We start from the raw sequence: 24,594 nt of genomic DNA on the forward strand, positions 1-24,594 counted from the left end.
GTCAGGCGCTACTTGCGCGCCCGCAGCCGTTTGGGGGCTGCGGCCTCGGGTTCGGCGGCATCGCGCGTGGCCGCCTTGCGCGCCGGCATTGGCGTGACCTTGGCAGACGTCTTGCCGCCGGCCTTCACGGCGGGCTTGCTGCCGAGGCTGGCGCGCAGTGCGTCCATCAGGTCGATGACCTGGCCGCCGCCTGTCGGCCCATGCTCCTCGCGCGTGGAAGCGACGATCTTGCGGCCCTTGACCTTCTCTTCGATGGCTGCCAGCACCCGGTCCTTCTCCTCATCGTGGAACAGCCCCGGCTCGAAGCTGTCCGCCGCGATCTGATCCACCAGCTGCAGGGCCAGCTGCAGCTCCGGCTTGGAGATGCTGGCCTTGGGGATGTCGAGGTCGGCCAGCGAGCGCACCTCGGCGGCATAGCGCAGCTGCTGCAGGATCAGCCCGTCATCATTGGCGCGCACCTGCACCACGTACTGCCTGGCCTTCCAGGACCACTTGGCCAGCGCGCAGCGGCCTGAGCGGCGCAAGGCTTCGGCAAGCAGGGCGTAGGGCTTGTCGCCGCGCTTGTCCGGCGCGAGCAGATAGCTCTTGTCGTAGAACAGCGGGTCGATGGAAGCCAGCGGCACGAAACTGACGATCTCGATGACATGGCTGCTGCCCTCTTCCAGCGCCTTGAGCTCCTCCGGCGTGAAGAGCACAAACTGGTTGTCCTCGACCTCATAGCCCTTGACCATATCCTTGCGCTCGACAACCTTCTTCGTGCGCTCGTTGACGTATTGCTGCTTGAGACGCGCGCCGTCCTTGGCCAGCAGGTTGAAGCGGATGTCAGCGCCCGCCTCGGTGGCCGAGAACAGGCGCACGGGCACGTTGACCAGGCCGAAACTCAGGGTCAGGGAAGCGATAGAGCGGGCGGATGTGGCCATGGAATCTCCTGTGTCCCGACAAGCTACGCCGGCCGGCCTGCGGCGGGTCAGGGAACAGCGCCGCATCGCTGTGTAGGACGCCGGGACGCATCGCGTCGCCAGGGCAAGCAGGCTCATGTTGCCGCCGTCATGAAGCGCTGCGGCAGCGTCGTTCCGGGGCGGGCACGCCGATTGCCGGGAGCGGTGCCGCACCTTCTTCAGCCCGGACCCCCGACATGAGCGACTGCCGTTTCCCGACCTCCGCCCTTGCCGAGCCCAAGGTGCGCCCATGAGCTATGCACCCTATGCCTTGAGTGGTCTGACGCTGCGCGACCTGCAGCGGCCGGCGCCGGCCCGCGCGCCACTCAGGCCCTGCCTCTTCGTCGACAAGGACGGCACCCTCGTCGAGGGCGCACCCCACAACGCCGACCCGCTGCTGCTGCGCTTCATGCCCGGCGCAGGCGAAGCCCTGGCCAGGCTGCAACGCGCGGGGCTGGCCCTGGTCATCGTCACCAACCAGAGCGGCCTGGCGCGCGGCCGCTTCACCAGGGCGGAGTTCGCGCGCCTGCAGCAGGTCCTGCTGCAACGGCTGCAGCAGGAGTTCGGTGTGCGCATCGAGGGCGTGGAAGTCTGCCCCCACGCACCCGACGACGAAGGCCGCCCGGCCTGCCTGTGCCACATACCGGCACCCGGCATGCTGATCCGCGCCGCCCACCGCCACGGCCTGGACATGGCGCGCTCCTGGATGGTGGGCGACAGGCTGGATGACGTCGAGGCCGGCCACCGCGCAGGCTGCCAGGGCCTGCTCTTCGACAGTGGCGGCGAAACTGTCTGGCGTCGTTCACCCCTGCGGGAGCCCGACGCGCGCTTTTTCGACTGGCCCGCGCTGGCCGACTATGTCGAGAAGCTCGCCACCGCCCGCCTGCCCTCTTTCGCGTCAGCCCCGGGCAGCGTCATGCAGCCGCAGGCGACGCCTGATGTGGCTTGGCATCGGCCCGACTGAGCCGGCGCGAACCAGAACGCTCAGGCCGCCTGCGGGCGCAAGGCATGGCGCGTGATGTGGGCGATGGGAACGCCGACATAGAAGATGTGCGACAGCAGGCCGCTGACGATGTTCCACCCGTGCGGAAGCTGCCAGCCGTTGACCGCTGACAGCGGGACGACGACGTAGACCATCGCCACCCAGGTGAGCAGGCCGTAGACGCTGCCCCACAGCCAGGGGCGCGCCGTCAGCGCGCCCAACCGCAACGCCGCAGCCATGTAAACCGCAGCCATCGCCGTGGTCAGGCAGAAGTGGAACAGCAGCCCCAACCCTGCCATCGCCACGCCGCCCTGCAAGGCGGAGGCACCCAGCAGCCCGCTGGCGATGTATTTCAGGATGCCTTCGACGGTGGCGCCCTGCGCTGCATAGCTCGCGAACGCCGCCACGATGTCCAGGGCACCGGCCACCAGGCCGGCAACAACGACGGCAACGCTCTTGCGCATGGATCTTCCAATCGGTCGAAATGCGCGAAGGGTGGTCGATTTGCCGCCCGAGGATGCCTAGCACCAACCCTCATTGATCAACCGCGGTGCGCCCACTACGGGCTGGTGGCTCCTGGCTCTAGCCCTGTTCAGCCAGGAAGATCTCCACGCGGCGGTTCGCGGCACGGCCGGCCTCGGTGTCGTTGCCGGCCACCGGCTCGTGCGAGCCGCGCCCCGCCACGTTGACTCTCGAACTCGACACGCCGCGGGCCGACAGATAGTCGCGCACGGCCGCGGCGCGTTCGCGCGACAGCGGCTCGTTGATGGCATCGCTGCCGGTGCTGTCGGTATGGCCGACGACAGTCACACGCACACCCGGGTCCAGGTTGCGCCCGATCTCGTCGAGCACCGGGCGCATCTGCGGTTTGATGTCGGCACGGCCGGTGTCGAAGGACACGTCGCTGGGCACGTTGAGCTTGAGGCGGTTGTCATCAGTGCGCGCGACCTCGACGCCGGTACCCTGACTCGCCTGGGCCAGGGCGGCGCGCTTGTCCTCCATGCGCTTGGACCACAGGTTGCCGGCAACCGCGCCGACAGCGCCGCCAATGACGGCCCCACGCCCGGCGCTGCCGCCGGTCACCGAACCGATGATGGCGCCGGCCACAGCGCCGGCCCCGGCACCCTTGGCGGTGCCTTGTTCACGCTCGCTCATCGACGAGCAGCCAGCGGCCAGCAGGGCCGCCACGATCAGGGTGGCCGCCGCGCCGTGGCGCAACGGAATCTTGGAAGAACGCATGGTGTACCTCTCGACAGAAAAAGCGCCGCCGGACCCTGAGGTCCGGCGGCGGGAGCATGGCGTGCGGCGCAATCAGATCTTGCGCTGGTCGCGGGCGTCCTTGACGGCCTCGCGGGCATCGCCCACGGCCTTCTGGACCTTGCCCTCGACCTGCGTCGCGGCGCCCTTGACCTGCTGCTCGGTGCTGCCAATGGCCTCGCCCAGCTTGCGTTGCGCCTTGCCCGCGATGTCCTTGACGCTGCCCTTGACTTGATCGGTGTTCATGGTGTGCTCCTTTGTGACGACCCCCGTGACGACTTGCCTAGGGGACTGGCGTCAGACTAACGAGCCAGGCAGTGCACCCGGGCCGGCCTGGGCCGGGTCGGCGGGTGGGTCCAGTCCTACGTCGCGCCTCAGCAAAGCCGGCGGGCCGCCCCATGGCGCGCCCGCTGACAACATCGACCAGGTCGGCTGCCGCTCTTCCTACGTGCCTGTCGCGCCTCGTCCGCTGTCCTCCTCGCGCCCGCGCAGCGATGCTTTGCCTACCCCAACCCCACTGGAGACCATCATGGGCAAATACCTTCTCGCCTGGCTGCTGGGTGTCCCCGGCATCGTGCTGCTGCTGGTCTATCTCTTCTTCCATTGACTGCGGCGACGCGGGCTCGGCAGTGCCGGGCCCGCGGTGGGCCAGCAGCGTCCAAGGGGTCCGCATGCCCGGCACCCGCCTTGCCGAATGTCCACCCCACTCAGGAGACCCTCATGTCGACCATCGCCGAAATCATGTCCACCCAGGTGCGCACCATCCAGCCGCAGGAAAGCCTGCGCCGTGCGGCGCAGTGCATGCAGGAACTGGACGTCGGCGCCCTGCCCGTCTGCGACGGTGAACGCCTGCTCGGCATGCTGACCGACCGCGACATCACGGTGCGCGGCATCGCCGACGGCCTCAATCCCGACCAGGCTTGCGTGTCCGACATCATGAGCCCCGAGGTCCAGACCTGCACCGCCGATCAGGATGCCGAGGACGCCAAGCGCCTGATGGGCGCCCGCCAGCTGCGCCGCCTGCCGGTGGTCGACAAGAACGGGCGCCTGATCGGCATCGTGTCGCTGGGCGACCTGGCGGTGCGCGAGTCCGGTCACATCGACCGCGCCCTGCGCGAGATCTCGGCGCCGGGCGACGCCACGGCGCCGCACTGAGGGCCACTCAAGCCAGCGGCACGGCCGCGGCCATCTGCGCCGCAAATCCGCCGGGCATCTGTCGGGCATCTGGCTTGCCAGACCTGCGTATGAACACACGCTGCCTATTGCTGTTGGCCGCCGCGGCCCTCACGGCTTGCGGCGAGAGCGCCCGCCTGCCGCAGGGTGCTGACGTCGGCCCCCGGCCCACCCTGGTCGAACCGGTGCAGACCCTGGTGCCAACCGCCCACGTCGCCTCGACCCGCCCTTGGGCAGCCGGCGAGGCGCCGATCGCCGCGCCAGGCCTGCAGGCCCAAGCCTTCGCCAGCGGGCTGGAGCACCCACGCTGGCTGCATGTGCTGCCCAACGGCGACGTGCTCGTGGCCGAGACGAACGCGCCGCCACGGCCGGACGAAGGCAAGGGGTTCAAGGGCTGGGTGATGAAGAAGCTGATGGCCAAGGCCGGTTCAGCCACGCCCAGCGCCAACCGCGTCACGCTGCTGCGCGACGCCGACGGCGATGGCCGCGCCGAGGTCAGGACCGTCTTCCTGCAGGACCTGAACTCGCCCTTCGGCATGGCCCTGGTTGGTGATCGCTTCTACGTGGCCAACACCGATGCGGTCTGGGAATACAGCTACATGCCGGGTCAGACGAGCCTGAGCGGCCCCGGCCGCAAGCTGACCGACCTGCCCGCCGGCACGCGCAACCACCACTGGACCAAGAGCCTCATCGCCAGCCCCGACGGCAGCAAGCTCTACGCGACGGTCGGCTCCAACAGCAATGTGGCCGAGCATGGCATCGAGGCCGAGGAAGGTCGCGCCGCCATCTGGGAGATCGACCGCAGCAGCGGCGCCAAACGCCTCTTCGCCACCGGCCTGCGCAATCCCAACGGCATGGCCTGGATGGCCGCGCCCGGCGGCGCACCGATGCTGTGGACCGTGGCCAATGAACGCGACGAGCTCGGCAGCGACCTGGTGCCCGACTACCTGACCTCGGTGCGCGATGGCGGCTTCTACGGCTGGCCCTACAGCTGGTACGGCGCCCATGTGGACAGCCGCGCCCAGCCGCCACGACCCGATCTCGTCGCCAAAGCCCTCGTGCCCGACTATGCGTTGGGCGCTCACGTCGCCGCGCTGGGCCTGACTGCTGCAGGAACCAGCCCAGTGCCCAAGCTGCTGCTGCCCGGTGGCTCGTCCGAAGGCGTCTTCGTCGGCCTGCACGGCTCCTGGAACCGCAAGCCCTTCGCGGGCTACAAGGTCGTCTACATCCCCTTTGCAAACGGGCATCCGCAGGGCCTGCCCGTGGACGTGCTGACGGGATTTCTGAGCGCAGAGGGCGAGGCCCGCGGCCGCCCGGTCGGCGTGGCCGTCGATGCTCGCGGCGCGCTGCTGGTAGCCGATGACGTGGGCAATGCCATCTGGCGCGTGGCGCCGCGCTAAGTCATCTCAGCGGGTGCATTCGGGCCGAGCGCCGGGCCGCTCCCAAGCCGGCCCGCTTAGGCGATGTGCGCGCCGGTCAACCCGGCACGCATCGCCGTCCCCTTGGGGGACCGGCTGGGCACGCCCGAGTTCAGCAGGGCGAGACCGGACGAGGGGCGTGTCAAGCCACGCGTCGACGGCGGTCCACCGCCTCGATCTTCAGCATCTGGCGGTACTTGGTGACGGTGCGCCGCGCCACCACCAGGCCCTGCTGGGCCAGTTGACGCGTGATCTCGGCATCCGACAGCGGCGCATCCGGGCTCTCGGCCTCGATGATGTCCTTGATGAGGCCACGGATCGCCGTGCCGGAGCAGGCGCTGCCATTGGCACTGATCATGGCGCGGCTGAAGAAGTACTTCAGCTCCAGTACGCCCACCGGCGTGGCCATGTATTTGTTGTTGGTCACACGCGAGACGGTGCTTTCGTGGATGCCCACTTCCTCGGCGATCTCACGCAGGCCCAGCGGCTTCATCGCCATGGCACCGTAGTCCAGGAAGTTGTGCTGGCGCCTGACGATGGCCTCGGCCACGTCCAGGATGGTCGAGAAGCGCTGCTCGACATTGCGCAGCGTCCAGCGCGCCTCCTGCAGGTGGGCACCGAGCTCGGCGTTGGCCGCCGTGCGGTGGCGCTGGAAGAGCTGGGCATAGACCTGGTTCAGCCTGACGCGGGGCACGATGGCCGGGTTGAGCTGCACGGTCCAATGGCCCCGCACCTTCTTCACGATCACGTCGGGCACGACATACGGCACCTGCGTGGAGCCGAAGCGCCAGCCCGGCCGCGGGTCCAGGCGGCGGATGCGGTCGCAGACCGCCTCGACGCGCGCCGGCGACTCGCCCAACTGGCGCGCCAGCGAAGCCACGTCGCGCGCCGCGAGCGCCGACAGGTGGTTGGTGACGATGTCCTGGGCCAGGGCCCGCGTGTCGGCGCAGTCGATGCCGGGCAGCTGCAGCAGCAGGCACTCGCCGACGTCGCGCGCCGCCACGCCCGCCGGGTCCAGCGACTGCACAAGCCTCAGCGCGAACTGCATCTCCTGCAGCTCGGGCGCCGGCTCCAGGCCGGTGACGTCGATCAGCTCCTCCAGCGGCGTGCGCAGATAGCCGTCGTCGTCCAACGACTCGACGATGGTGCGCGCCAGTGCAAGGTCACGATCGGACAGCGGCAGCACGTTCAGTTGTCCGTGCAGATGCGTCGCCAGCGAGGTCTCGACGGCCATCATGTCGAGCGCGCTGAGTTCGCCGTCCTCGGCGCGGCGCTGCCCGGCACTGTCGGTCGCCCACAGGTCCCGGTCACTGCCATCCTCGGGCCCGCCGCTGGTGTCGGGATCGTTGGCCGCAGCCGGCAGCTCGGTACCGGCATCGGCCGAAACACCCTCCTCCATCAGGCTGGAAAGGGCCGACGGTTGCTCCATCGGGCCGGCCTCGGTGCCGGTAGCCAGCGGCAGCGCCGTGCTGCCCTCTCCGTCACCGGCCTCGCCCTCCTCGGTCTCGAGGAAAGGGTTGCGGCCCAGGGTGTCTCTGAGCATCGCAGCAAAGTCGAGCGAGGACATCTGCAGCAGACGCACTGCATGCTGGAGTCGGGGGGACAGGGTCTGGGTCTGCCGGTGGTCGGCACGGAGGTCCATGGAGGGCACGGGTGCTCCTGTTGGCAACGTCGCTTTTGCCGCGCCGTGCGTGGACGGCGCGCGGGAACTTCAGTCAATGCAACCTCCGTGCCGGCGAGCATTGCTTGTCGCATCCCGAAACAGTTTGGCTCCGCCCCCAGGGAATAGCGTCGCGTGGCAAGCGTGAAGCCCATGGAACGCCCCGCCCACGGGCGCCGCGCCGCTGCAAGATTTACCGAAGCGCCCTCCCCGAATGGGCAATTTCGGCAAAGCGTGCCGCCTGATACGGCATGTTCGACGCCGGCCGCTGCAGCCCTTTTCGCCTTTCAACCCCGCGCAGGCACAGCCCTTGCCCTTGGCCGGGCGCGAGATCCCTCGCAATAGGAGAACGCATGAAGAAGATCCTCATCGTCTCGATGGTCGCGCTGGCCACCCTCGGCACCGGCGGCTGCGCGGTCACCAGCGGCCAGAGCACCGTGGGCCAGTATGTCGACGATGCCACCGTCGCGACCCGCGTGAAGGCACGCTTCGCCGAAGACAGCCAGGTCAGCGCCATGCGCATCCAGGTCGAGGCACTCAAGGGCACCGTGCAGCTCGCCGGCTTCGCCACTTCGCAGGCCGAGAAAGATCGCGCCGGCCAGCTCGCCCGCAGCACGCCCGACGTGAAGGAAGTGCGCAACAACATCATCGTGCGCCCGCCGGAGAAGTGAGCACCATGCAGACCCCAGCCACGGCGGCCGCCAGGGTGACTCCACACTAGGTCGGGGACCCCATGACGGCGCCCGACCCGCGACTCGAGCCGTCCCAACCGCCGCGCAGCACTTGGGCTCTGCGCGGCATTTTTTTTGTCGCCCTGGTTTTCGCCGTGCGCGAGGCCCGGCCGCTGCTGGCGCCGGTGCTGATCGCCGTCATGCTGACCTTCGCTCTGGCGCCTGCCGTGCGCTGGCTCCACAGCCGCGGCGTGCCGCCCTCCATCGGCGCACTGCTGCTGGTGCTGGCACTGCTGCTGTCCACCGTGTCCGTGGCCAGCAGCCTGGCGCGCCCGGCCGCCAGTTGGTGGCAGGCCGCGCCCACCACCGTCGCCCAGCTGCTGGAGCAGTTGGAGAAGCTGCGGGCCGCCATTCCGGGCTTGAGCCCACCGCAGCCCGCCACGCGGCTCGGCCGGGTGGCGGCGACACCGGCATCGGACCCTTTGAAGGAAAGGCTGGCTACCGAAGGCGTGGCCTTGACCGGCCTGGTGCTGACACGGGGCCTGTCCTTCCTGCTGGCAGCCGCGGCCACGGTCATCCTGACCTATTTCCTGCTCGCTTCCGAGCAATGGTTGCTGTCCCGCAGCATCGAGGCCTTGCCGCGCCGGCGCACCCGCGCGCTGCTGCTGGGTGGCGTGCGCGCAGCCCAGCGCGACATCAGCCACTACCTCGCCGCCGTCGGCATCATCAACGCGGTCGTGGGCGTCATCCTGGCCCTGGTGCTGTGGCTGCTGGGCCTGCCCAACCCGACGCTGTGGGGCTGCATCGCCGCGCTGCTGTGCTTCATTCCCTACCTCGGCCCGATGGCGCTGATGGTGCTGCTGCTGCTCGCCGGCATCGCGACCTTCGAGACCGGGCCGGAGATCTTCGGCCCCACGCTGTCCTTCATGGCCATCCATGCGGTGGAAAGCAACATCGTCAGCCCGGTCATCGTCGGGCGCCGGCTGTCGCTGAGCACTGTGTCGGTCTTCCTGTCGGTGCTGTTCTGGGGTTGGCTGTGGGGCATCGTCGGCGCCCTCATCGCCGTGCCCCTGCTGATCGGGCTGCGCAGCGTGTGCCAGCGCCGGCGGGGCCTGGCGCTGCTGCGGCGCTTCCTGGAGGGCGACCGGCACGCACCGTCGCCGTCGCTGGGCTCGCTGCTGCGCGGGCCGCCATCGAAATCCCGCTCACGCAAGCACTACACCTAGGGGCGGTGGCTCAGCCGCACGCAGTCGGGCACGCCAATTGCCAAGGCGGCCTGATACTTCTTCGTGGCCGGGGCGGGCCACAGCGCTATGGTTGCGTCCGTGCAATCCGCTCACGCCTGCCGCACCTGGACCCGCCATGCCGGTCACCATTCGTTCCCGTTTGCTGTTGCTCGTGCTGTCGGTGCTGCTGCCCGGCATGCTGGGCGTCGCCTGGCTCATTGCCAGCATCTACGAGACCGAACGCGACGCGCATGAGCGCACGCTGCGCGACACGACCCGCGCGCTGTCCCTGCTGGTCGACGGCGAGCTGTCGCGCCGCGCGGCCATCGCCCAGGTGCTGGCGCAGTCACCCGCGCTGGACGGCCCCGGGCCGCTGCGCGAGGAGAGCCGCCTGGCCTTCGAGCGCCTGGCCCGGCGCGCCATGCAGGGGCTGAGCGGCTGGGTTGAGCTGAGGGCACCGGGCAAGCTGCTGCTGAGCACCCGGCCGGGCGACGGCGCCAGCGCCGAATCCAGCGCGCCTGAGGCGCTGAGTGCCACCCCCGTCATGCTGCCGCTGCAACCCGTTGCGCCCACTCCCACGGGCGTGCCCCCGGAGCCGCATGCCGCCTGGGTGGAGCCGGTGACCCGCGACGGCCGCCTGGTCTACAACCTGGTCGTCACGGTGCGGCCCTCGGAGCTGCAGCGCGTCCTGCAGGCGCAGTCGCCGCATCCGGGCTGGATAGGCGCTGTCATGGACAGCAGCGGCCGCCTCGTGGCCCGGCTGCCCGGCGGCGCGGCCTATGTCGGCCGCGAGGGCCGCGCCGACCTGCGTCAGCGCATGGCGGCGGCGCGCGAAGGCGGCTTCGAATCGATCTCGCTGGACGGCCGCGCCACGGCGGGCTACTTCAGCACCTCGGCGCTCGGCTGGAGCTATGTCAGCGCCATGCCGCGCGAGGAATTCGCCGGCCGCGTGCCCCAGGCCGTGCAACGCGTGGCGGTAGGCGCGCTGGCGCTGCTGGCCCTGGCCATGGCCGGCGCCATCTGGGTGTCCCGCCGCATCGAGCGGCCGATAGGCGCTCTCAAGCGCCTCGCCCAGGACCTGCAGGCCGGCCGGCCGGTGCAGGCCGCCCCGACCGGCATGGCCGAGTGCGACGAGGTGGCCGAGGCCCTGGCCAGCGCGGCGCGCGACATGGAGACCAGCCGCGCCGAGCTGGAACTCAGCGTGGCCCAGGCCGTGGAGCGCACGCGCCATGTCGAGCAGCGGGGCGCCCAGAGCCAGCGCGTCGTCGCCCTGGGCCGGCTCACCGGCGGCGTGGCGCACGAGTTCAACAACCTGCTGGGCGTCATCAGCAACAGCATGCACCTGATGCAGCGCCACCCCAGCGCCGCCGAGCTGCAGGGGCCGCTGCGCGCCACGCAGCGCTCGGTCGACAAGGGCAGCGCGCTGACCCAGCATCTGCTGCGCTTTTCCGGCCGCCGGCCGGTGCGGGTGCAGACCCTGTCGCTGGCCCGCTACCTGCCCGAGGTGCAGGAGCTGATGCGCAGCGTGCTCGGGCGGCGCATCGAGATCCAGGTGCAGGTGGCGGCCAACGTCTGGCCGGTGCGGGTGGACGCCAACGAGCTGGATCTCGCTCTCGTCAACCTGGCGTTGAATGCCCACGACGCGATGCCGACGGGCGGCGAGCTGCGGCTGCGGGCCAGCAATGCCGAGGCGCACGACAAGGAAGGCCTGCCGCCGGGGGACTATGTGCTGCTGACCGTGGGGGACGACGGCATGGGGCTGGATCCGTCCCTGGTCGAGCATGCCTTCGAGCCCTTCTTCACGACCAAGGGGGTAGGCCAGGGCAGCGGCCTAGGCCTGAGCCAGGTCCATGGTTTCGCGACCCAGGCCGGCGGCACCGCGCGCCTGGCCAGCACGCCGGGCGTGGGTACCACGGTGTCGCTGCTGCTACCGGTGGCGAGCAACGCCCAGGACAACCAGATGCCGGCCTTTGCCGACACGGCCCCGCAAAGCATTGCCGGCGCCACGGTGCTGCTGGTCGAGGATGACGAGGCCCTGGGCGACGTGACGGCGGCACTGCTGATGGCCCATGGTGCCCGCGTGTTGCGCGCCGCCGAGGTGGGCGCCGCCCTGCGCCTGCTGGACGACGGGGCCGGGGCGGATGTGGTGCTGAGCGACGTCGTCATGCCCGGCGCCATGGACGGGGTCGCGCTGGCGCGCCGGCTGCGCGAGCACCGCCCGCGCCTGCCGGTGGTGCTGATCACCGGCTTCAACAACTCGGCCATTGGCGAAGGCGAGTTCATCACCCTGCACAAGCCCTGCGCGCCGGCCGAGCTGCTGGCCGCGCTGCAGGCGGCCCTCGCGGCGGCACGCATCGCCCACCCGCCGCCCACGGCCGGCCACACGCCGTAACGACAACTCAGCCACCGCGGCAGGCGCGGGCATGCCAAATGCCGATGCCAGGGCTGGACGCACGGTATGCCTGCGGACGGCCGGCGCGTCTTCATCGAACCCTGAAAGGATCTGCCATGAGCAACGACGACATCATCGACACACTGAACGACCTGATCGAAACCTGCAAGGACGGTGAATACGGTTTCCACGCCTCGGCGGAATACCTGAAGGACCCGGCAATCAAGCAGTCCTTCGAGCGCCGCGCCGAGGAGTGCCGCCAGGCTGCCACCGAACTGCAGTCGCAGGTCGTGCGCCTGGGCGGCAAGGCCGAGGACAGCGGCACCGCCGCCGGTGCAATGCACCGCGGCTGGGTGGCCGTGAAGGGCACGCTGGCCGGCTACACCGACAAGGCCATCCTCGAGGAGACCGAGCGCGGTGAGGACAGCGCGATGAGCGCCTATCGCAAGGCGCTGGAAGAGGCCCTGCCGCCCGATGTGCGCATGCTCGTGGAGCGCCAGTACGAAGGCGTGAAGCGCAACCACCTGCAGGTGCGCACGCTGCGCGACCAGGCTCGCGCCGCCGTCTGAGCGTGCAGCCGCCCTAGCTTCGGCCGGGGCGGTGCGAGGATTCGGCATCGGCATCGCCGGGCCGCTCCTCGCTGTCGGTTTGCGCCGGCGCGGCCTTGGTGGCGCGCTGGCGAGGCTTGGCAGGGGTGTTGACCAGGTTGGCCTCACCCTCCTGCTCCTCCTCTTCATCTTCATCTTCATCGTCCTCGTCGTCTTCGCTTTGCGGCGCTTCGTCGATGGCCGTGAGCAACGCTTCGGTGTCATCGGCTTCGCCCGGCGTGAAGACGCGGTCCACGCCGATGTCGGCGCCGTCGCGCACCCCTGTCTCGCCTTCGCTGGACGGCAGCGATTCGCCCAGCGGCAAGGGCGCCACCTGATCGTCGCGCAGGGCCACGTCGACGGGCAGGCCGGGGTCGGTGCCGTCGTCTTCACCGTCCATGCCCGCCACGTCGCTGCCGCTGTCCGAGCTGTCGCTGGGCCCCAGGCTCGCCTTGTCGCGGCCGGCGGGCTCGGCCGCGGCGGAATCGATACCTAGCAGGCTGCTGCGTGCCATGAAAACCTCCGGCTGTGAAACGCGGGACGGCCCCGCACCCATCGCAGGCAAGGCGTGTGCCGCCGTGCCCGCGGATCAGCCAGCGTCGTAAAAGCGCAGCTTTTCCACCGCGAAGCCGCGATCCCGCGCGAGCTGCACCAGCGTTTGGCGGCGCTCCGCGGCCAGCGTCGGTCGGCGTGACAGCAACCACAGCGCGTCCCGCCCGGTGCTGCCAATCAGCGCCTCGTCATAAGTCGGATCGACATGCAGCACGCCATGCTCGAGCCAGGCCAGCGGCAGCCAGCGCAACGCCTCGGGCCAGTGGCTGATCCTGAGCCGGGCGCCATGGCCGCCTGGCACCGGCTCCACCAAGGCCTCGCTGCCGTGGGTGCCGCTGCCGTCGACCCGGCGTTCCAGCAGATCCAGCCGCCCGTCGTCGCGCGGCAGCAGGCCGAACTCCGGCGGCTGCAACGCCGGCGCACCGTGCGCTTTCAACTCGCCAACCACGAACCAGCGGCCGCTGAGCTTCGCCAGGTCGACCTCGGCAACGGTGGCCAGTGGCTCGGACCGATGCGTGCCGAGCAAGGTCTCGACCAGGGGCAGCCCCAGCGTCACGAAGCTGCTCGCCGCAGCGGGGCTGACGCGGCCGCGCCAGCGCTCGGGCAGCAGCGGCCAGGCCAGGCCAAGCAGGCGCAGCCAGGGAATGTTCCGCAGCGCGCCGGTGGGGCGCGGCGTTGCGGGCTCGGCGTGAGGGCGCCGGCGCAGCGCCAGCAGCGCCGCAACGGCGAGCAGTGCGCCACCCACCGGCAGCAGCAGCTTCCTGGGTTGCAAGCGGTGGCGCAGCTGGCCCGTGAGACCTTCGACACCCGCGTGCAGCCTGGCCTCGCGCGCCATCAGCCGGTGCTCGACATCCAGGATGCGGGCATCGATATCGGGTTCAGGCAGCGGCGCGTTCATCGCTGGCCTCATTGGGTTGCGGGTCGGGAGCCAGCATCAGGTGGCGCCGCGTTGCGGGCAGGCGCAACCTGGGCAGCAGGCTGCGCACGCGTTGCAGCGCCAGCACGATGGCCAGCCCGTTGACGGCGATGGCCAGCAGCAGGGCCACCTCCAGCGGCAGCCCGGCCGCGACCAGCAGGCGGATGACGCCGGCCCACAGCACCAGCCAGGCCGTCACACCGAGGATGGCCACGGCCACCATCAGTGCAACGATCTGGGCCAGCGCCTGGACCGCGCGTTGCAGCTCCAGCGACAGCAGCTCGACCCGGTCGCTGACCAGGCCAGGCAACTCGCGCCACAGCGACTGCAGTTGCTCCAGCAGTGGGGCGGGCTGGTCTTGCGGTGAGTCGGCCAAGGCCGCCTCAGCGGGCGAGCCGGGCAACCAGCACGCCGACGGCCAGGGCCGTCGCGATGGCGGCCAGCGGATGCTCGCGCACGGTGCTGCGCAGGCTCTCGGCCCATTCATCGCCCAGGTCGCGCGCATCGCTGGCGCGCTGGCTCAGCGATTCGCTAGCGGCCTGCACGCCGTCCTGCAAACGCTGCACGGCGGGCGCGGCCGTCTCGGCCACGCGGTCGATGGCGCTGTGCGCACCCTGCACGACGCGGTTCAGCACGTCGTGACCGACGGCTGCGCCCTTGTCGACGGCGTCACCGGCCTTCGCGGCTGTGTCGTTGACTACGGCTGCGGCAGGCGCGGGCGTGGCGGGCGAGACCGACGAGGTCGGGAAGGGCGTATTGGCAGTGGTGGTGGCCATGGTGGTCCTTGGGGTTGGAAAGCGGGAGACGGTTCAGCGCAGGGTGCCGCGGCGGATCAGGTTGACGATCGCCAGCAGCACGACCGCGCCCAGCAGGGACACGACGAGAGCACCCAGGCTGAGAGCGTCTTGATTGATGCTCGGAATGCCGACCATGGGCGAGATCAACCAGCCGCCAATGGCTGCGCCGACGATGCCGACCAGGACGTTGAGGATGACGCCTTGTTCGCCGTCAGTGCGCATCAGCAGGCTGGCAATCCAGCCGATGATGCCCCCGGAGATGAGCCAGACAATCAGATTCATGGTGAGCTCCTGGTCGAGGTGAAGTCACCGGCATCAGGCAAACGGGGTGCCGCTCGCGCGGTGCGGGCGGCGGAAGAACTTGCAGCAGGGCTTGCCAGCCGCGTGCTCAGATGGCGCCGACGCTGCCGGTCACGGGCAGCACGATGCCGGTGATGTAGCCGGCGCAGACTGGCGCGGCGAGGAAGACATAGGCCGGCGACAGCTCCTCCGGCTGGGCGGCGCGCTTCAGGTCGGTCTGCTTGCCGAACTCGGCCACCTTGTCGGCGGGCGAATCGGCCGGATTCAGTGGCGTCCACACCGGCCCCGGCGCGACGGCATTGACGCGGATACCGCGCTCGATGAGGTTGCTGGCCAGCGACTTGGTCAGCGCATGGATGGCGCCCTTGGTGGCCGAGTAGTCGATGAGCTTGGCGCTGCCCCGCAGGCCGGTCGTCGAGCCGGTGTTGATGATGGAGCCGCCTGCCTTCAGATGCGGCAGCACCGCGCGGGCCATGCGCAGATAGCCACCGATGTTGGTGTCCAGCGTCTCCATGATGCGTTCGTCGTCGAGATCCTCCAGCGAGGAGGCGTGCTCCTGAAAGGCGGCGTTGTTGACGAGCACGTCGATCTTGCCGAAGCGCTCCATGACCTGGTCGACGGCGTCCTCACACCAGCGGCTGTCCTTCACGTCGCCCTGCAGCAGCAGGCATTGGCGGCCCTCGGCCTCGATGCAGCGGCGAGTCTCTTCGGCATCCTCGGTGGAGGAGTGGTAGGCCACGGCCACGTCGGCGCCCTCGCGCGCGAACAGCACCGCCACGGCGCGGCCGATGCCGGAGTCGGCGCCGGTGATGAGGGCGACGAAGTCCTGCAGCTTGCCGCTGCCGCGGTAGTCGGGTGCCAGGAAGCGCGGTGCGAGTTCGAGGTCGGCCTCCCGTCCGGGCTTTTGCAGATGCTGGGCCGGCAGGGTTTCGGGCTGCTTGCGGGCGCCAGCCTGCATGGCGCCGCTCTCCTCTTCCTTCTTGCCGTGCTTGGCTTGCCCGGCATCGGCCTGGTCCTGGCGCTTCTGGATGGCGCGCTGGGTCTGGAGGGTCTTGTCGACTGTCGTCATCGTGGGTCCTTCTTCAACTGGGCCGCTTCGGTTTCCTTGCCCGAGGGCGTCTGCGCATCCAGGCCGCGGTCGGGCGATTCGGCGACCTGAGCGATGTTGCCGGGCCGCTCGATCAGCTCTTCGATGATGAAGTGGCCATAGTGCTGGGCGCGCTCGGCCCCGCAGCCCTGGGCGGCCCGGGCCACCTGGATGGCCTGGTCGTCATTGGCGACACGGACAACCAGCCAGTGGTAGCCCTTGGCGGCGAGCGCGCGGTGGGCGAGCACGAGATTCATCTCCTGCCCCACTGAGGCGAGCGGGCTGGCGTGGGCGATGTCCTCGTCGATCTGCCTGAGCATCTCCTGGTCGCTGTAGTGGCGCACCGCGCCGTCAGGCAGGCCGAAACCGGCCATGGCCTGGCCGGCGCGGGCGGCCTGGCCCGCCTCGGGGAATGAAATGACGACGTGGCCGACCGGCTTGAAGACGCCGAAGCTGCGCGGCGCGTCGGTGGTGGCGGCGGAAGTGGACATAGATGGGCCCTGGTTGGCGAGAGCCCGTCAGTGGCAAGGGCGGTGCCCGGCTTGCATCGCGGCGCCGGGCACGCGGATTGCCACCAGGCCTGAGCTTTCATTCCGGAGGACCCATGCCCAGCCCAGCCCGCCGACCCGTTCTCTATGTCGAGGACCACCCGGTCAATGCGCTGTTGATGGCCGCGATTCTGGAAAGACGGCCTCAGCTGGAGCTCCTCGTCGCCACCACGGGCGAAGAGGCGCTTTGCATGGCGGCCGGCCTGCACCCCGCCCTGCTGCTGCTCGACCTGGGCCTGCCCGATTGCCACGGCAGCCGGTTGCTCGGCCTGCTGCGGGCGCTGCCTGGCTGCGAGTCGGTGCCAGCCGTGGCCGTGACGGCCGACGTCAACTTCCCGGTCGAGGACTGGGGCTTCTGCGAACTGTGGCCCAAGCCGCTGAATGTCGACGAGGTGCTGGCTCGCCTGGATGCGCGGGTGGGTACCCATCCCTCGCCGCCGCCGCAGTTGCCTGAGCTGCACACCCGGCCGGCACCGGTCGCACTGGCGCCGCACTGGCGCTGAGAGCTGCCACGGGCACTGCCATGCCCGCATGACGCAACCGTCTTCACGGCCCGCGGACGGCACGCGCGCTCCGCGCCGCGGCCGCAACTAAGGCCTGGCAGCGGCCCCGCGCCGGGGCCTCTGCCCGGGCGCGAAAAATGCGCACAGCAGTGGGCGGCCCAACCTCATGACCGGGCACCTTGCACGATGCGGTGCACCAGGTGCAGCTTGCGCACCGCCTGCGCCGACAGCACGAAGGGATAGAAGTCGGCCACGCCCATGCTGCGTGACAGCTCGTTGAGCACGCCGGTCAGTTCCATCCAGCTGTTGATGAGCTGCAGAAAACCGGCATCCGCCACCAGGTTGGCGTCGAAGCGTTCGTAGTTCAACTCCACCCGCTCGCCATCCAGGCCGAAGCTGCGCGCCGTGTCCAGTGTGTCGACCAGATGCAGGTAGTGCGCCCAGGTCTCGGCCCAATCCTCCCAGGGGTGGGCGCTGGCGTAGGCGCTGACGAAACGCTGGCCCCAGTCGGGGGGCGCGCCGTTGGCGTAGTGGCGCTGGAGCGCCTGGCCATAATCCTCGCGCTCGTCGCCGAAGAGCTCGCGCCAGGCGGGCAGCCAGTCCGTCGGCTCGACGAGGCGCTGCCAGTAGTAGTGGCCGGTCTCGTGGCGCAGATGGCCCAGCAGCGTGCGGTAGGGCTCGCCGAGCTGGTGGCGCCGGGCCTCGCGGCGCGCGTCGTCGGCCTCGGACACGTCCAGCGTGATGACGCCGTCGGCATGGCCGGTGATGACGGCCGGGCCTTCGGGGGGCGCCAGCAGCAGGTCAAAGGCCAGGCCCTCCTCGGCATCCTCGGCGCGCGACAGCACCGGCAGGCCCAGGCCGATCAACGACGACACCAGGCGGCGCTTGGCCGCTTCGATGCGCCCCCACCAAAGGCCGGCTTCGGGCTGGGACAGGTCCGGCACGGTACGCGTCAGCCGGCAACAGCGGCACAGCGTGAAGCCGGCCATCACTTCCGTGACGTCCAGCAGCCAGTTGCACGCGGCCGCGCTGTCCAGGTTGGCGCAGCGCGCGTAGCGGGGCGCGCGGCGTGCCGGCACGCCGGCCTCGCGCCAGCCGCCGCGGCCTGAGCGCGGTGCCGCCTCCAGCGCCAGCAACTGGCCCCGAGCGGGGGCATAACCCAGTGGCCGGTGGCAGGCCAGGCATTCGCTGTTGCGGAAAAACACCGGCCGGCCGCAGGCGCAGCTGAACGCCCGCGGCGTCGTCGGCGATGGCACGGCGTGCCGCGTGGCAGCAACGGAGCTCACCAGGCGCTCCAGCACAGCATCAGGCCAGCCGTTACGCGCAGGTCCAGCTCGGCGCTGCGCAGGCGATCGGCATCAAGCCAGGGCGGCATAGCGCGGCACGGTCCGGGCGGCCGCAGCCAGTTGCAGCAGCTGCTGCTCGAAGCGGCGCTGCACGCTGCCCCAGTCGGCCTGGAGGGCGTCCAGCCGCGCTTCCATGCGCAGCAGGCCGTCGGGCGCGGAGGCATCCAGGGCGCGGGTGGCCGCATCCAGGAAGGCATCGGCGGCGTCCAGGCCCTGGCAGACCGGTGCCAGGCAGCCACTGACACCGTCGCGCACATGCTGGGCGGCGGCGCCGGTGTCGAACGCGGCGACGGCCAGGCCGCTGGCCAGGGCTTCGAGCGTCACATTGCCGAAGGTCTCGGTCTGGCTGGGAAAGAGGAAGACGTCGGCGCTGGCGTAGTGGCGGGCCAGCGCGAGGCCCGTCTGCATGCCGACGAAGCGCGCCGTCGAGTGGGTGCGCTCGAGCTTCGCGCGCAGCGGGCCGTCGCCGACCACCACCATGCGCAGCCCCGGACGGCGGGCGCTCAGGCGCTCGAAGGTCTGCAACGCCAGGCTCGCGTTCTTCTCCGGTGCCAGCCGGCCGACATAGAGCATGACGCGATGATCGTTGCCGATGCGCCATTCGCGGCGCAACCGCAGGTCGCGGCGATCAGGCGAGAACAGCTTGGCGTCGACGCCCCGGCCAAGCAGCCGCAGGCGCTCGAAGCCGTGGGCGGCGAGTTCACGCTGCAGCTCCGCGGTCGGCACGAAGTTGAGGTCGGCCATGCCGTGCAGGCGCTTCAGATAGCCCAGCACGACGGTCTCCAGCCAGCCCAGGCCGTAGTGGCCGCAATAGGCGTGGAAGTTGGTGCGGAAGTCGGCGCTGCGGGGAACGCCCTCGGCGTGCGCAGCGCGCAACGCGGCCCAGCCCAGCGGGCCGGGTGTCGTCACGTGCACGAGATCGGGCGGACCGCCGCATTCGCGCCACAGCGCGCGCAGCCCCGCCGACGTGGCCAAGCCGTAGCGCAGCTCGGGATACATCGGGATGGGCCCGCCGCCGCAGCGCCATTCGCGCTCGTCGCGGCGGGCCGCTTCACCCGGCTGGCGCGGCCGGATCAGCTGCACCTCGTGCCCGACGTCGCGCAGATGCCGCAGGGCGCGCTCGGCCGTCAGGGCCACGCCGTTGATCTCCGGCGGGAAGGTCTCGGTGACATAGGCGATGCGCACGACGCTTCACTCCGGCTGTTGCATTCCGCCGTCATGGCAAGTGGAATGCCCGCCCCTTCCTGGCCCTTGCTGCTCAGGTCGACCGAGCGGCCGCCCGGGAGCGCAGCAGGGCCATCAACTGGCGCTCGGCGGCGTTCAGGCCGGACCGGGCCGAAGGCGCCGCCGCCCACGGCTGGGCGCGCAGCGCGGCGCGGGCCGCCTCATCGCCCAGCGCGTCGCCCAGGGCCAGCACGCGCGGGTGGATGTAAGCCTTGCGGCAAACCGCTGGGGTGTTGCCCAGGCGCTTGGCCACGGCTGCCAGCAGTTGCTGCGGCCGGCAGGGCTCGGCGCCCTCGGCACAGGCCTGCAGCGTCAACTGCAGGGCCAGCACGCTGCCATGCCAGGTGCGAAAGTCCTTGGCCGTCACGCGCCGGCCGGCGGCCTCGGCCAGCCAGGTATTGACGTCCGCGGAGTCGACGGCATGGGTCTGGCCGCCCTCGTCGAGATAGCGGAACAGCTCCTGGCCGGGCAGCTCGCGGCAGCGGCGCACGATGCGGGCGACACGGCGGTCGCTCACGCTGACCGAGTGGCGCACGCCGCTCTTGCCGACAAAGGACAGCCGGATGGCGTCACCCTGCACGCCGGCATGGCGGTTGCGCAGCGTCGACAGGCCGTAGGAGCCGTTCTCGCGCGCATAGGCACTGTTGCCGATGCGCAGCCAGGTGGTGTCCAGCAGGCGCACCAAAGTGGCCAGCACGCGCTCGCGGGTGGGCTCGCCCTGCCCCGCCAGCGCGCGCTGCACGCGTCGGCGCAGCCGTGGCAGCACAGCGCCAAAGCGCAGCAGGCCGTCGAACTTGGTCTGGCCGCGGTCGGCCATCCAGTCGGCGTGATAACGATATTGCTTGCGCCCGCGCGCATCGCGGCCGGTGGCCTGCAGATGGCTGTCGGCATGCGGGCTGATCCAGACCTGCTGCCAGGCCGGTGGAATGGCCAGCTTGCGGATGCGCGCGAGCGTGGCGTCGTCACGGACACGCCGGCCGCGGGCGTCCCGGTATTGGAAGCCGCCGGAAGTCGCCGGCTCGCGGCGGATGCCGGGACCCGTATCGCTGAGCCAGCGCAGGCCGGCCTGGCGCGCCTGGCGAACCTCCGGGGCCCGGGATGACGGCGGGTTGGGCATGCCGTGCCCAGGCAGGCGACGTGCCAGGCATGCCGATTGCCTCCGCGCCGCAATGCATGCGAACCACGCCGTGCCCGAGCAGCAGGTCCAGGAGACGCGTCCTGGTGCGGGCCCCCATCTGCTGGATGTATCGATGTTCTGGGGCGCCACGGGCGGCGTGCGGCGCGTGTTGACGGCCAAGCATGAGCGGCTGCGCCCGCTGGGCTGGCGGCACACGGTCATCGCGCCCGGCGCCCAGGGTCCCGGCATGGTGGACTGTGGCGGCATGCCCCTGCCCCGCAGCGGCGGCTACCGCATGGTGCTGGGCCGGGGCCGTGCGCTGCGGCAGATCGAATTCGTCGCGCCCGACATCGTCGAATCCGCCGACCCCTATGTACTGGCCTGGGCGTCGCTGGCCGCGGCGGAGCAGTTGCGCATCCCGGCCGTGGCCTTCTGCCACAGCAACCTGCCCCAGCTGGCGGCGCGCCTGGCGGGCGGCCCCGAAGGCACACGCCTGGGGCGCGGCGCCGAGCGCTGGGCCCGGCGCTATCTGGTCAACCTCTACCGCCATTTCGATCTCGTCATGGCCCCCAGCAGCGGCATGGTGCAGCTGCTGCAGTCCTGGGGCGTGCCGCGCGTGACGCTGCAGCCCCTGGGCGTGGACTGCTCGGCCTTCACGCCCTGCGCGCGCGACGCCGCCTGGCGGCTGCAGTTTTGCAGCGACCACGGCCTGGCGCCGGATACGCGCCTGTTCATCTACACCGGCCGCTTCGCATTGGAGAAGAACCTGCAGCTGCTGGCCGATGCGGTCGCCCTGCTGGGGCGCGGCCATGTGCTGCTGGCCGTGGGCGACGGGCCGGCGCCGCCGCTTGGCGAACAGGTGCTGGTGCTGCCGCCGGAACACGACAGCCGGCAACTGGCCCGCATGGTGGCCAGCTGCGATGCTTACGTGCACGCCGGCGACCAGGAGACCTTCGGCCTGGGTGTGCTCGAGGCCATGGCCTGCGGCACGCCGGTGGTGGTCGCCAGTGCCGGCGGCCTGGCCGAACTGGCGCGCGAAGCGGGACTGCTGGTGGACCGGCCGCGGGCCGGCTCCTGGGCTGAAGCGATGGACGCCAGCCTGGACGGCAACCAGGCGGTTCAGCGCCGCAACGCCCTGGCGCGCGCCCAAGCGCAGGACTGGCCGCACGTGATGGCGCAGATGACGCGGCGCTACACCGCCCTGCTCGGCCGCCAGCCCACACTGGTTGCGCCGGCCCGCAACCCGGCTCTGCCGCTGGCCAATCGGCTGGCACGCCAGCGTTGACGGCGCCGACCCGAGCGGCCGGCGCCGTGTGCGTCGTGCTGCACGACGTGTCACCGGCGCGCTGGGACGGCTGCCTGCGCGTGCTGGCTGAACTGCGCCGCTGTGCCAGCCATGCCGGCGTGCGGCTGCCGCTGTCCCTGCTCGTGGTGCCTCGCATGCACGGAAATGCGGAAGTGCCGCCGCGCTATCTGCGCTGGTTGCGCGGCATGGCCGGCGCCGGCCATGAACTGCTGCTGCACGGCCTCACCCACAGCGACGAAGGCCCGCCGCTGCGCGGCCTGGGCGACTATCTGCTACGCCGCCACTACACGGCGGGCGAGGGCGAGTTTGCCGCCCTGTCCCACCCGCAGGCCATGCAACGGCTGCGCGAGGGCCGTACCTGGGCCGGCGACCACGGTCTGCCCATGGACGGCTTCGTCGCGCCGGCCTGGCTGCTCGCCCCACCTGCGCTGCAAGCCGTTGCCGACGTAGGCTTTCGCCACACCTGCACGCTGACCGAGGTCATCGCCCTGCCACACCGGCATGTGCTGCCGGCGCCCAGCCTGGTGTTCAGCACACGCACGGCCTGGCGCCGCGGGCTGTCATTGGCCTGGAACAGCCTGCAGGCGCGCCGCGCCCGCGAGGCGCCGCTGCTGCGCCTGGAGCTGCATCCGGGCGACGCGGATCACCGCGCCGTGGTGCGCTGCTGGACGCGGCTGCTCGACGAGGCCCTGCGCACGCGCACGCCGCTGCGCCTGGCCGAGGCGGCGCAGATGGCGCGGGTGCTAGCGGGGCATCAGCGGGAGCTGCTGCGCGAGCTCAATAGGTGCCACAGCGCAAACACCAGTGTGCCGACCGCCGCCGCAACGAGGGCGGAGCGCACCGGCTCGTCGCGCACATAGCCCACGGTCCGCTCGCGAACCTGCGAGACGCCGGAGCGCATGTTGCGCAGTACCGGCGCCATGGCGTCGCGCGCTTCGCTCACGCCGTCGGCCAGATGGTCCAGGCCGCGCCGCGCGGCGTTCTGCGCCTTCTGCAGGCCATGCCGCGAAGCATCGGCCGCATCGTCAACCCAATCTGCGTGACCCATGGTGCTTCCTTCATCAGAGTGTCGGAATGCAGTGGGGGCAATCCGCGCGCCGTGCCCGCGCTCAGTCGCGCTGCGGGGGGCCGCCGAGATCCGCAGCCGCGCTGCCTTCGGCTGCATATTCCTTCAGCCGGTTGTACAGCGTCTTCAGGCTGATCCCCAGCACCGCAGCTGTGCGTTCCTTGTGGTGGTTGAAGTGGCGCAGCGTGGCCAGCATCAGCGCGCGTTCGGCCTGCGCCACGCTGGAGCCGATGGGCAGGGTGATGAAGGGCATGTCGGCATCGGCGTTCAGCATCTCGGGCAGCCGAGCAGGCGACGGCGGGATACCGACCGGCGATGCCACTGGCAGGTCTTGCGGCCCCTGGCCTCCCCAAGTCGAAGTGACTCCCGTCTCTTCGCTGCCGGGCAGCCAGGTCTCATCGATCAGCTCGCCCTGGGCCATCACATAAGCGCGCTGCACGACATTGCGCAGCTCGCGCACATTGCCCGGCCAGGGGTAACCCACCAAGGTCGCCAGCGCCTCGGGCGAGAAGCGGCGCACGGTGCCTTCCTGCTCGCTGATGGCGGCCAGGAAATGGTTGGCCAGCAGCGGGATGTCGGCGATGCGGTCCCGCAGCGGCGGCAGCGCGATCGGGAAGATGTTCAGGCGGTAGAGCAGGTCTTCGCGCAACTTGCCCGAGGCCACCGCCTGGTAGGGCAGGCGGTTGGTGGCCGCGACGATGCGCACGTCGGTCTCCTGGCTGGTGGTGCTGCCCACGCGCATGAAGCGCCCGGTCTCCAGCACGCGCAGCAGCTTGACCTGCAGCTCCAGCGGCATCTCGGTGATCTCGTCCAGGAAGAGAGTGCCACCGCTGGCGCGCTCGAAGAAGCCCTGGTGCTGGCGCTCGGCACCGGTGAAGCTGCCCTTCTCGTGGCCGAAGATCTCGCTCTCGATCAGGTTGGGGCTGATGGCCCCGCAGTTCACGGCCAGGAAGGGGCGCTTGCGACGGCGGCTGAGGTCGTGCACGGTTTGCGCCACCACCTCCTTGCCTGTACCCGACTCGCCCGTGATGAAGACCGACACGCTGGTACCCGCCACGCGCGAGATCTGCTCGTAGATGCGCTTCATCGGCGCGCTGCGGCCCCAGAGATGGCCGAAATGACCGGACTCGTCCAGATTGGCAGTCAGATCCTCCACCTCGGCCTGCAGGGTCGCCGGCTTCATGATGCGCGACAGCACCCCTTGCAACTGCTTGAGGTTGACGGGCTTGACGAGATAGTCGGCCGCCCCCAGGCGCAGCGCCTGGATGGAGGTCTCCAGATTGGCGTGGCCAGTGCAAAGCACGACCTCCGAATTGGCCACCAGCTTGGGGTCGGCCAGCAGGTCCATGCCATTGCCGTCGGGCAGGCGCAGGTCCAGCAGCAGGATGTCGGGCTGCTGCAGCGAGAGCTGCTTGCGCGCATCGCGCAAGTTGTGAGCGACCGCCACGGTGAACTGCTCGCCCGCGATCAACTCGCGCAGGGAGGCGGCTGAATCATGGTCATCGTCCACTACCAGGGCATGCGGCAT

Annotated in this window: 27 protein-coding genes; 10 read left to right on the plus strand and 17 right to left on the minus strand. The window is 70.5% G+C overall.

All coding sequences use genetic code 11. From position 1 onward, the window contains the following. Positions 1-8 precede the first annotated feature (8 nt). Entirely contained in the window at positions 9-920 is a 912-nt protein-coding gene (ku, locus tag AC1DW0_RS13125; protein WP_477946291.1) for a non-homologous end joining protein Ku, read from the minus strand. 268 nt (positions 921-1,188) lie between these two features. Here ku and AC1DW0_RS13130 point away from each other — a divergent pair, with 268 nt between their 5' ends. Beyond that, positions 1,189-1,902 (plus strand): D-glycero-alpha-D-manno-heptose-1,7-bisphosphate 7-phosphatase, encoded by a 714-nt coding sequence (locus AC1DW0_RS13130; RefSeq protein WP_477946293.1) that lies wholly within the window; start codon positions 1,189-1,191, stop codon positions 1,900-1,902. Positions 1,903-1,922: 20 nt separating this feature from the next. Here AC1DW0_RS13130 and AC1DW0_RS13135 read toward each other — a convergent pair whose 3' ends face one another. From AC1DW0_RS13135 to AC1DW0_RS13145, 3 genes are all read right to left on the minus strand, one after another. Then, the gene (locus AC1DW0_RS13135; protein WP_477946294.1) at positions 1,923-2,384 is read right to left on the minus strand and encodes a hypothetical protein; all 462 of its coding nucleotides are present in this window, start codon (positions 2,382-2,384) and stop codon (positions 1,923-1,925) included. A 118-nt stretch (positions 2,385-2,502) separates the two neighbouring features. Continuing rightward, complete coding sequence (locus AC1DW0_RS13140) at positions 2,503-3,159, minus strand: YiaD family glycine zipper/OmpA-like lipoprotein (RefSeq protein ID WP_477946296.1); 657 nt, start codon at positions 3,157-3,159, stop codon at positions 2,503-2,505. 72 nt (positions 3,160-3,231) lie between these two features. Then, positions 3,232-3,423, minus strand: a complete 192-nt coding sequence (locus AC1DW0_RS13145) for a CsbD family protein (RefSeq protein WP_477946298.1) — start codon at positions 3,421-3,423, stop codon at positions 3,232-3,234. A 474-nt stretch (positions 3,424-3,897) separates the two neighbouring features. On the opposite strand from AC1DW0_RS13145, the gene AC1DW0_RS13150 reads away from it, so the two are divergent. Together AC1DW0_RS13150 and AC1DW0_RS13155 are read left to right on the plus strand one after the other, a co-directional pair. Next, complete coding sequence (locus AC1DW0_RS13150; RefSeq protein ID WP_056198705.1) at positions 3,898-4,332, plus strand: CBS domain-containing protein; 435 nt, start codon at positions 3,898-3,900, stop codon at positions 4,330-4,332. Between the two features lie 89 nt (positions 4,333-4,421). After that, entirely contained in the window at positions 4,422-5,750 is a 1,329-nt protein-coding gene (locus AC1DW0_RS13155) for a PQQ-dependent sugar dehydrogenase (protein WP_477946300.1), read from the plus strand. Between the two features lie 160 nt (positions 5,751-5,910). On the opposite strand, the gene rpoN is transcribed toward AC1DW0_RS13155, so the two are convergent. Next, positions 5,911-7,419 (minus strand): RNA polymerase factor sigma-54, encoded by a 1,509-nt coding sequence (gene rpoN / locus AC1DW0_RS13160; protein ID WP_477946302.1) that lies wholly within the window; start codon positions 7,417-7,419, stop codon positions 5,911-5,913. Positions 7,420-7,781: 362 nt separating this feature from the next. Between rpoN and AC1DW0_RS13165 the strand changes: the two genes are divergently transcribed. From AC1DW0_RS13165 to AC1DW0_RS13180, 4 genes are all read left to right on the plus strand, one after another. Beyond that, positions 7,782-8,099, plus strand: a complete 318-nt coding sequence (locus tag AC1DW0_RS13165; protein WP_457390186.1) for a BON domain-containing protein — start codon at positions 7,782-7,784, stop codon at positions 8,097-8,099. Positions 8,100-8,161: 62 nt separating this feature from the next. Next, complete coding sequence (locus AC1DW0_RS13170; RefSeq protein ID WP_457390185.1) at positions 8,162-9,325, plus strand: AI-2E family transporter; 1,164 nt, start codon at positions 8,162-8,164, stop codon at positions 9,323-9,325. A gap of 136 nt (positions 9,326-9,461) precedes the next feature. Further along, a complete protein-coding gene (locus AC1DW0_RS13175) occupies positions 9,462-11,717 on the plus strand; it encodes a hybrid sensor histidine kinase/response regulator (RefSeq protein WP_056198725.1) in 2,256 nt (751 codons plus the stop codon). Between the two features lie 116 nt (positions 11,718-11,833). Beyond that, a complete protein-coding gene (locus AC1DW0_RS13180; protein ID WP_457320671.1) occupies positions 11,834-12,286 on the plus strand; it encodes a PA2169 family four-helix-bundle protein in 453 nt (150 codons plus the stop codon). Between the two features lie 13 nt (positions 12,287-12,299). Here the strand turns inward: AC1DW0_RS13180 and AC1DW0_RS13185 are convergent, their stop codons facing one another. The 7 genes from AC1DW0_RS13185 to AC1DW0_RS13215 all read right to left on the minus strand — a co-directional run bounded on the left by AC1DW0_RS13185 (position 12,300) and on the right by AC1DW0_RS13215 (position 16,447). Then, positions 12,300-12,818 carry a hypothetical protein gene (locus tag AC1DW0_RS13185; RefSeq protein ID WP_477946305.1) on the minus strand — a complete coding sequence of 173 codons (519 nt, stop codon included), beginning with the start codon at positions 12,816-12,818 and terminating at the stop codon, positions 12,300-12,302. 75 nt (positions 12,819-12,893) lie between these two features. Then, positions 12,894-13,754: a lipocalin family protein gene (locus AC1DW0_RS13190; protein ID WP_477946307.1), complete on the minus strand. Its 861-nt coding sequence runs from the start codon at positions 13,752-13,754 to the stop codon at positions 12,894-12,896. Then, the gene (locus AC1DW0_RS13195) at positions 13,735-14,148 is read right to left on the minus strand and encodes a phage holin family protein (protein WP_457354418.1); all 414 of its coding nucleotides are present in this window, start codon (positions 14,146-14,148) and stop codon (positions 13,735-13,737) included. Before AC1DW0_RS13195 ends, AC1DW0_RS13190 begins: the two co-directional genes overlap by 20 nt. A gap of 7 nt (positions 14,149-14,155) precedes the next feature. Next, the gene (locus tag AC1DW0_RS13200) at positions 14,156-14,548 is read right to left on the minus strand and encodes an ElaB/YgaM/YqjD family protein (protein WP_457354420.1); all 393 of its coding nucleotides are present in this window, start codon (positions 14,546-14,548) and stop codon (positions 14,156-14,158) included. A 33-nt stretch (positions 14,549-14,581) separates the two neighbouring features. Next, on the minus strand, positions 14,582-14,851 hold the full coding sequence (locus AC1DW0_RS13205) for a GlsB/YeaQ/YmgE family stress response membrane protein (protein WP_056198742.1): 270 nt from the start codon (positions 14,849-14,851) through the stop codon (positions 14,582-14,584). A 106-nt stretch (positions 14,852-14,957) separates the two neighbouring features. Beyond that, entirely contained in the window at positions 14,958-15,938 is a 981-nt protein-coding gene (locus tag AC1DW0_RS13210) for an SDR family oxidoreductase (protein WP_457444528.1), read from the minus strand. Further along, on the minus strand, positions 15,935-16,447 hold the full coding sequence (locus AC1DW0_RS13215) for a hypothetical protein (RefSeq protein ID WP_477946310.1): 513 nt from the start codon (positions 16,445-16,447) through the stop codon (positions 15,935-15,937). The genes AC1DW0_RS13210 and AC1DW0_RS13215 overlap by 4 nt, the downstream gene beginning before the upstream one ends. A gap of 113 nt (positions 16,448-16,560) precedes the next feature. Between AC1DW0_RS13215 and AC1DW0_RS13220 the strand changes: the two genes are divergently transcribed. Then, positions 16,561-17,007 (plus strand): response regulator, encoded by a 447-nt coding sequence (locus tag AC1DW0_RS13220; protein ID WP_056198749.1) that lies wholly within the window; start codon positions 16,561-16,563, stop codon positions 17,005-17,007. Positions 17,008-17,171: 164 nt separating this feature from the next. Here AC1DW0_RS13220 and AC1DW0_RS13225 read toward each other — a convergent pair whose 3' ends face one another. From AC1DW0_RS13225 to AC1DW0_RS13235, 3 genes are all read right to left on the minus strand, one after another. After that, on the minus strand, positions 17,172-18,293 hold the full coding sequence (locus tag AC1DW0_RS13225) for a zinc-binding metallopeptidase family protein (protein ID WP_477946312.1): 1,122 nt from the start codon (positions 18,291-18,293) through the stop codon (positions 17,172-17,174). A 72-nt stretch (positions 18,294-18,365) separates the two neighbouring features. Further along, positions 18,366-19,538, minus strand: coding sequence for a glycosyltransferase family 4 protein (locus AC1DW0_RS13230; protein WP_457444534.1), 1,173 nt, complete (start codon positions 19,536-19,538; stop codon positions 18,366-18,368). Between the two features lie 73 nt (positions 19,539-19,611). Beyond that, positions 19,612-20,694 carry a DNA topoisomerase IB gene (locus AC1DW0_RS13235; RefSeq protein ID WP_082532731.1) on the minus strand — a complete coding sequence of 361 codons (1,083 nt, stop codon included), beginning with the start codon at positions 20,692-20,694 and terminating at the stop codon, positions 19,612-19,614. Between the two features lie 52 nt (positions 20,695-20,746). Here AC1DW0_RS13235 and AC1DW0_RS13240 point away from each other — a divergent pair, with 52 nt between their 5' ends. Both AC1DW0_RS13240 and AC1DW0_RS13245 read left to right on the plus strand, forming a co-directional pair. Beyond that, a complete protein-coding gene (locus AC1DW0_RS13240; protein WP_056198758.1) occupies positions 20,747-21,979 on the plus strand; it encodes a glycosyltransferase in 1,233 nt (410 codons plus the stop codon). Next, positions 21,976-22,860 (plus strand): DUF2334 domain-containing protein, encoded by an 885-nt coding sequence (locus AC1DW0_RS13245; protein ID WP_477946315.1) that lies wholly within the window; start codon positions 21,976-21,978, stop codon positions 22,858-22,860. The genes AC1DW0_RS13240 and AC1DW0_RS13245 overlap by 4 nt, the downstream gene beginning before the upstream one ends. Here AC1DW0_RS13245 and AC1DW0_RS13250 read toward each other — a convergent pair. Both AC1DW0_RS13250 and AC1DW0_RS13255 read right to left on the minus strand, forming a co-directional pair. Further along, positions 22,755-23,048 carry a hypothetical protein gene (locus AC1DW0_RS13250; RefSeq protein ID WP_157281686.1) on the minus strand — a complete coding sequence of 98 codons (294 nt, stop codon included), beginning with the start codon at positions 23,046-23,048 and terminating at the stop codon, positions 22,755-22,757. The genes AC1DW0_RS13245 and AC1DW0_RS13250 overlap by 106 nt on opposite strands. 61 nt (positions 23,049-23,109) lie before the next feature. After that, positions 23,110-24,594 carry a sigma-54-dependent transcriptional regulator gene (locus tag AC1DW0_RS13255; RefSeq protein WP_056198765.1) on the minus strand — a complete coding sequence of 495 codons (1,485 nt, stop codon included), beginning with the start codon at positions 24,592-24,594 and terminating at the stop codon, positions 23,110-23,112.

The sequence above is a fragment of the Roseateles sp. P4_D2 genome, from assembly GCF_056401875.1.